9 protein-coding genes are annotated in these 6,701 nt (G+C 65.0%); 2 read left to right on the top strand and 7 right to left on the bottom strand.

Translation table 11 applies throughout. The annotated features are described in order from the left end of the window. Nucleotides 1–120: 120 nt before the first annotated feature. Both Q0996_RS12845 and Q0996_RS12840 read left to right on the top strand, forming a co-directional pair. Nucleotides 121–648, top strand: a complete 528-nt coding sequence (locus Q0996_RS12845) for a cupin domain-containing protein (protein WP_299620072.1) — start codon at nucleotides 121–123, stop codon at nucleotides 646–648. Next, nucleotides 645–1,151 (top strand): GNAT family N-acetyltransferase, encoded by a 507-nt coding sequence (locus tag Q0996_RS12840; RefSeq protein ID WP_299620069.1) that lies wholly within the window; start codon nucleotides 645–647, stop codon nucleotides 1,149–1,151. The genes Q0996_RS12845 and Q0996_RS12840 overlap by 4 nt, the downstream gene beginning before the upstream one ends. Before the next feature lie 87 nt (nucleotides 1,152–1,238). Here the strand turns inward: Q0996_RS12840 and Q0996_RS12835 are convergent, their stop codons facing one another. The 7 genes from Q0996_RS12835 to Q0996_RS12805 form a co-directional block, all read right to left on the bottom strand. Further along, complete coding sequence (locus Q0996_RS12835; protein WP_299620066.1) at nucleotides 1,239–2,630, bottom strand: Shedu anti-phage system protein SduA domain-containing protein; 1,392 nt, start codon at nucleotides 2,628–2,630, stop codon at nucleotides 1,239–1,241. Between the two features lie 40 nt (nucleotides 2,631–2,670). Then, the gene (locus Q0996_RS12830; protein ID WP_299620063.1) at nucleotides 2,671–3,489 is read right to left on the bottom strand and encodes a molybdopterin-synthase adenylyltransferase MoeB; all 819 of its coding nucleotides are present in this window, start codon (nucleotides 3,487–3,489) and stop codon (nucleotides 2,671–2,673) included. A 252-nt stretch (nucleotides 3,490–3,741) separates the two neighbouring features. Continuing rightward, nucleotides 3,742–4,029 carry a GIY-YIG nuclease family protein gene (locus Q0996_RS12825; protein WP_299620060.1) on the bottom strand — a complete coding sequence of 96 codons (288 nt, stop codon included), beginning with the start codon at nucleotides 4,027–4,029 and terminating at the stop codon, nucleotides 3,742–3,744. A gap of 75 nt (nucleotides 4,030–4,104) precedes the next feature. Continuing rightward, nucleotides 4,105–5,109 (bottom strand): cysteine synthase A, encoded by a 1,005-nt coding sequence (gene cysK / locus Q0996_RS12820; RefSeq protein ID WP_299620058.1) that lies wholly within the window; start codon nucleotides 5,107–5,109, stop codon nucleotides 4,105–4,107. Nucleotides 5,110–5,145: 36 nt separating this feature from the next. Then, nucleotides 5,146–5,601 (bottom strand): Rrf2 family transcriptional regulator, encoded by a 456-nt coding sequence (locus Q0996_RS12815; RefSeq protein WP_299620055.1) that lies wholly within the window; start codon nucleotides 5,599–5,601, stop codon nucleotides 5,146–5,148. Between the two features lie 12 nt (nucleotides 5,602–5,613). Continuing rightward, entirely contained in the window at nucleotides 5,614–6,147 is a 534-nt protein-coding gene (gene dut / locus Q0996_RS12810) for a dUTP diphosphatase (protein ID WP_299620075.1), read from the bottom strand. Nucleotides 6,148–6,182: 35 nt separating this feature from the next. After that, on the bottom strand, nucleotides 6,183–6,701 hold a 519-nt coding region (locus tag Q0996_RS12805; protein WP_299620052.1), incomplete at its 5' end, for a phosphopantothenoylcysteine decarboxylase.

The raw sequence follows: 6,701 nt of genomic DNA, 5'->3' as shown, positions 1-6,701 counted from the left end.
GGCGAGAGGCTATGCTATTTCGCCTGTCTTCGAAACGGAGGCTTTCGTCCGTTTCAGCGTTTCCACAACCGAGCGCCTTTGCGGAAGCCGCACCGCTGCTTTTCAAAGAAGGAGCCCCTCATGGCCGAGACCCCTGCGGTAAAGCCGCTGCTGACCGCCGCCGAGATCGCCGCGCTGCCGGAACTCCACATCCGCCATCCCTTCAATCCGCAGTCCGACGTCTACCTGAAGCGCCTGGCACCGCTGGCGGGTCTGGCGCGCCTCTCCCTGACGCTGGCGCGGGTTCCGCCGGGCAAGGAGAGCTTCGTCTACCACAGCCACGAGCGCGACGAGGAGTTCCTCTACATCCTCTCCGGGCGCGGCCGGGCGGAGATCGGCGAGGAGGTCTTTGAGGTGGGCCCCGGCGACTTCATGGGCTTTCCCGCTCCCGGCGGGCCGCCGCACAACCTCAGCAACCCCTACGGCGAGGACCTTGTCTACCTCATGGCCGGGGAGCACAGCGGCCTGGACATCGGCCACTTCCCGCGCCTGGGCAAGCACATCGTCTACGGACCCGGTGGCATCCGGTCCTACGACGATGAGAGCGCACCCGAGCTCAGCTTCGCGGACTTTCTGGCCGGGGATCAAGATGGAGGCGACAAGCCGTGAGCCCCACCGAGGTTCGCAGAGTGCGCGAAAGCGAAGCCGAAGCCCTCTTGGCGCTGCGCCGCGAGGCGCTGACTGAGGCGCCGCTGGCCTTCCTCGCTTCGCCGGAGAGCGACGTCGCTGTCTCACTGGAAGCGGTGCGCGCCATGCTGCGGGGGGAGACGGGGGCCGTCGTCCTCGGTGCCTTCGCGCCCGAGCTGGCAGGCATGGCCGGGCTCTACCGGGAACCGCAGGCCAAGGCGGCGCACAAGGTCAACCTCTGGGGCTTCTATGTGCGCCCGGCGGCGCGCGGGCAGGGGCTGGGGAAGCGTTTGCTCGAGGCGGCGCTGGCGCAGGCGCGGACGATGGAGGGCGTCACCTCGGTGCGGCTCAGCGTCAGCGCAGCCGCGCCGGAAGCCAAGGCGCTCTACGCGCGCACCGGCTTCCGCGTCTGGGGCCACGAGCCCGACGCCCTCCGCCACGCGGGAGAGACGGTCGCCGAGGACCATATGGTGCTGGAACTCTAAACCGCGCAGAGGGCTTCGCCGGTTCGGTAGTCCGGATCCTAAGACTCGGATGGCTTGTAGATAAAGTACTGTGGATTGTGCCGTTCGTCAGAGGCCCCGGAGCTGCGCTGCCATCGTATGGAGAGATGAGCCAAGATCATCGAAGCACAAAAACTGAGTTTTCGAAGCTAATGGAGAACGGCGCAGCTTGGCTAGTCCTACGGCGTCTACATCTCGGACAAGTCCACCGATTAGAATGAACCGAATCTCGCGAACCTCGACTTCCTTCAAACCGAGCTCGGCTAGGAGCGCCAGACGGTGATCATCTACGACTAGCTCCCAGTCGCGAATTTGATTGGCGCCGCGCATGATATCCGCGGCGATGGATCCATCTCTGTTGACCAGACGTGTGGTAGGTTTCTCGATCTCGATCAAATAGAGAATGTTCTGAGTCGTCAGGATGCCAAAATCGGCCTTCTTCCTGGTGAGTACGCTGGGTTTGTGAATGATCTTCATGGGCGATAGAAATGACCACAGCAACGGATTGTTCTCTAGGAACTTTTGCACTTCCTCTTCGGCGGGTGAGGACAAGATCAGTTCCTCATACTCGCCAACTAGAGAGTGAATGCGACCAGACTCATAGAGTGGTGTGTAATTCAGAGGCGCCCTCTCATTCGGTGAAGTCTGAGGGTGTCGGAGCAAATCGTGCATGCCTCTCTTCAGATAAGAGAGATCAAGCACACTCTGACCACATTGGCACGCCCATTCATTTGGCGCTTCGGAAACATCAAAGGCGTTGGGCTTGATTCTCTTTGGGACAGGTTCGCTTGGGTTTAGCAGTACATAGACTTGAAGCACGCTGTTGCATGCACGACAGTTGAGGTTGAACTCAACCGCCTTCGGTGCATTTGGACGACTTGCGATGGCGCGGCGCTCCGCATCGCCAATTGGCAACGGTTCGACGAATCCACAAACAACTTCGCCCAAACGATAGCTTTGGTTGGCGATCTCCAAATCCACCATCACTCTGCAAGGTTTCTTGACCAGCAAAGGTGGTGCTGGCATGGGCCAAAACTCATATGCTCCCGGCTCTGTTTCGACCCCTGACAAAAACCCCCAACCGTACGGCTGAGATTCACCCATGAGATGTGGGCCTACCGCAAAACCAGATTGGTTGATTGCCACCTCGCCGGCGCTTTCAACACTTGAGATAACCAGGTTCTGATTAATATACGCTTGGTTAGAAGGATCCGAGTCGTCGGTGAAGGTTATCCGAAAGCTGAGGTTTTCGATCGACCTAAGCATATCCCGATGCAGCGCAATCACGCACTGCAGGCCGCTCAAAGACTGAGGAAAGAATGGCAGAGTGACCACCCTGGACAGTCCCAGAACATTCCACTCGTGTCCCTGCCTAGCAGCTCGCCTGCTGATGCCAAGAAAGATCGGCAGATGCTTTTCTGTAGCGTCAAGTTTTTGTTGGTGGTCTCGATTTGACTTCAAATGAGATCTCGCTGAGAGCTCTGTGTCCGGTGAGTTTCTCTTAAACCGCGCAGAGCGCCTCGCCGGTTCGGTAGTCCAGGGTCTTGAGGTCGCGGATGGTGGCTTGGGGGCCGCAGAGCGCGCAGGCCGGGTCGCGCGGCACCTGCACCTTGCGGAAGGTGGTGGCCAGGGCGTCGAACAGCAAGAGGGAGCCGGCCAGGCTCTCGCCGATCCCCAGCACCTCCTTGATCACCTCGTTGGCCTGCAGGGCGCCGAGGCTGCCGGCCAGCGCGCCCAGCACGCCGACGTCGGCGCAGCTCTCCTTGGGGTCGCCGGGCTGCGGGCCGAAGAGGCAGCGGTAGCAGGGCTTCTCGCCGTCCTCGTGCGCCTTGTAGGTGGAGAGCTGGCCGTCGAAGCGCATGATGGCGGCGGAGACCAGGGTCCTGCCCGCCAGGTAGCAGGCGTCGTTGGCGAGGTAGCGCGTGGGGAAGTTGTCGGAGCCGTCGGCTACCAAGTCGTAGCGTGAGACCAGGTCGAGGGCGTTGTCCGGCGTCAGGCGGGCGCCGTGGGCCTCCACTTTGACCTCCGGATTGATCTCGGCGAGGCGGCGGCGGGCCGACTCCACCTTCGACATGCCGATGTTGGCGGTGTCGTGGAGCACCTGGCGCTGCAGGTTGGAGAGGTCCACCGCGTCGTCGTCGACGATCCCGAGCGTGCCGATGCCCGCGGCGGCCAGATAGAGCAGCAGCGGCGAGCCCAGCCCGCCGGCGCCGATCACCAGCACCCGGGCGTTCAGCAGCCGCGCCTGCCCCTCCTCGCCGATCTCCGGCAGTACCAGGTGGCGCGCGTAGCGGTCGATCTGATCGTCCGAAAAGTCCATGGGAAGGATGTTAGCGCGTTGGGCCAAAAGGACAAAGGGGCGGTGAGCGGGCGGCAGCCACCCGCCAAACTGTCACCCTTGGGCTTGTTCCAAGGGTCCATTGCGCCGGGCGCTGGAGCCTCGCCAGCTTGGTTCCGGTCTGGCAGGCCCGTGGATGCTCGGAACAAGCCCGAGCATGACGATTGTTTTCTTGCGGCGTCCAGATCGGCCACTCCAACCGTCACCCTTGGGCTTGGTCCGAAGGCCCATTCATCAACCGCACAAGCCCTCGTAAAGGTCTTCCCACGTTGGGTTTTCACGCTCAATCTGGTTGATTTTCCACTCTCGAGGCCAGCGCTTCAGCGTCTTCTCGCGTTGGATAGCCGGCTCTGGCTGCGCGTAGATCTCAAAATAGACCAGCCTCTTGACGCCATGGCGTTTGGTGAAGCCGGCAACGAGCCCTTCGCGATGTTCGTGAACGCGTCGCACCAAGTCGTTGGTCATGCCGATGTAGAGCGTACCGTTCTTCTGGCTCGCGAGGATGTAGACGTAGTAGGCCAAGGCCCAAGCCTGTCACCACGATGGATGCTCGGAACAAGTCCGAGCATGACATTCAGTTAAGGGCCGCCAAGCCCCCTACATCCCCTCGAAGAGGTCGGTGGAGAGGTAGCGTTCGGCGAAGGAGGGGAGGATGGCGACGATGAGCTTGTCCTTCATCGCCGGCCGGGCGCCGACCTCCAGGGCGGCGGCCAGGGCGGCGCCGGAGGAGATGCCGACGGGCAGGCCCTCCAGGGCGGCGGCCTCGCGCGCCGTGCGAAAGGCGGTGTCGTTGCCGATGCGCACCACCTCGTCGATCAGTTCGGTCTTGAGGTTGCCGGGGATGAAGCCGGCGCCGATGCCCTGGATCTTGTGGGGGCCGGGCTGGCCGCCGGAGAGCACCGGGCTGTCCTCCGGCTCGACGGCGATAATCTGGAGGTCCGGCTTGCGCGCCTTCAGGGCGGCGCCGACGCCGGTCAGGGTGCCGCCGGTGCCGACCGGGGAAACCACGGCATCGACCCGCCCCGCGGAGTCGCGCCAGATCTCCTCCGCCGTGGTGTGGAAGTGCGCGTCGGGGTTGGCCGGATTGTTGAACTGCTGCGGCATCACCGCGCCGGGATGTTCGGCCAAAATCTCCTCGGCCTTGGCGACGGCGCCGTTCATGCCCTTGGCGCCGTCGGTAAGCACCAGCTCGGCACCCATCAGGCGCAGCATCTTGCGCCGCTCGACGGACATGGTCTCCGGCATGGTGAGGATCAGGCGGTAGCCCTTGGCGGCGCAGACGAAGGCCAGCGCGATGCCGGTGTTGCCGCTGGTGGGCTCGACGATCACACCGTCGGGCTTGAGGCGGCCGTCGGCCTCCAGGGCTTCGACCATGGACAGGCCGATGCGGTCCTTCACCGAGTTCATGGGGTTGAAGAACTCGCACTTGCCCGCCACGTCGGCGACCGCGCCGTGGGCGGCGGCCAGCTTGGCAACGCGGATCAGCGGGGTGGCGCCGACGGTCTCCAGGATCGAGTCATAGACCCGCCCGCGGAACTCGCAGCTGTCGCCGCCGGCGTCCCGGCCCTGCGGCTGCGGCGCTATGGTTTTGGTCCCTTCCATGGGTATTCCTGGTCTGGCGCGGCTGGGTTTCGTGGATCAGATGGTGAAATCGGGAACGTTTTTGGCCTCGCTCATGATGCCGGAGTCGCGCGCGCGGGCACAGAGCTGCTCGATGGTCAGATTGTCGAGCCGCTGCATCATCTCGCGCTGCATGTCGATCCAGATCGGTCGCACCACTTTCACCCCGATCTCCGAGCCGTCCGGCTCGCTGGCGGGGTCGATGGTGCCCTCCAGCTTGCGCACGATGCGGATGATCTCGCCCACGGTGATGCGCCGACGCTCCCGGGCCAGGCGGTAGCCGCCCTTGGGGCCGCGCTGGCCGGCCAGGATGCCGTGGTGGACGAGCTGCTGCAGCACCTGTTCGAGGTAGCGCCGCGGAATGCCCTGGCGGCGCGAGACATCGGTGGAGCGCACCGGGCCGGAGCCGGCGTGATAGGCGATATCCACCACCGCCTCGATGGCGAAGAGCAGTTTCTTGGAGAGCCGCAGCATGGGCGCGCCGCCCTAGGACGCCTGGTTCGCGGCCGGAGCCGCCGCCGCGACGGCTGCCACGTCTGCGCCCGTGCCGGTGGAGCCGAAACCGCCGGCGCCGCGCCGGCTGTCCTCGAGATCCTCCCGCGCGCTCCAGGCGACGCGGGCGTGGCGCGCCACCACCATCTGGGCGATGCGGCTGCCCCGGGTGATGGTGTAGGGCTCCTGGCCCAGGTTGATCAGCACCACCCCCACCTCGCCGCGGTAGTCGGCATCGATGGTGCCCGGCGCGTTCAAGACCGTGAGGCCGTGCTTCAGGGCGAGGCCGGAGCGCGGGCGGACCTGCGCCTCGCTGCCGGCGGGCAGGGCGATGGCGATGCCGGTGGGAATCAGCCGCCGCTCCCCGGGGGCCAGCACCAGGTCTTCGTCGATGGCGGCCAGCAGGTCCATGCCGGCGGAGTCCTCGGTGGCATAGGCCGGCAGCGGCAGGTCCGCGCTGTGGTCCAGGCGTTTGACGGCGACCATCAGGCGGTGGCTGTCGCCGGTTTCAACGTCGCTATGGTTCATTTTGGCACTGTCGGTCAAAGCGGTCATGCAGGTCCCTATTCCCGTCCAAGGGTCGCGGCGATTTCGCGGCACAGGCGGTCGCCCACCTGGGCCTTGGTCATCTGCGGCCAGGGCTCCACGCCCTCGGCGCGCACCAGGTGGATGCGGTTGGTCTCGCCGCCGAAGGTGCCGCTCTCCGGCGCCACGTCGTTGGCCAGGATCCAGTCGCAGCCCTTGCGCGCCAGCTTCGCCTGGGCATGGGCGACGATATTCTCGGTCTCGGCGGCAAAGCCGATGACCAGACTGGGCCGCGTGCTGCCGGCCTGTGACAGTTCGGCCAGGATGTCCGGGTTGGCGGTGAGTTCCAGCGGCGCCGGCGCGCCGTTCTTTTTCATCTTCTGCTGAGCCGCGGCGGCGGGCCGCCAGTCGGCGACCGCGGCGGCACATACGGCGATCTCAACCGGCAGCGCTGCCCGGCAGGCCGCCAGCATCTCGGCGGCGGTCTCCACGTGCAGGGTCTTCAGCCCCGGCGGGTCCGGCAACTGGCTGGGGCCGGAAACCAGGGTCGTCTCGGC

Source organism: Pelagibius sp. (assembly GCF_028289705.1).
GTDB lineage: Bacteria > Pseudomonadota > Alphaproteobacteria > Kiloniellales > Kiloniellaceae > Pelagibius.
This window is presented reverse-complemented; position numbering and strand designations above follow the sequence as displayed.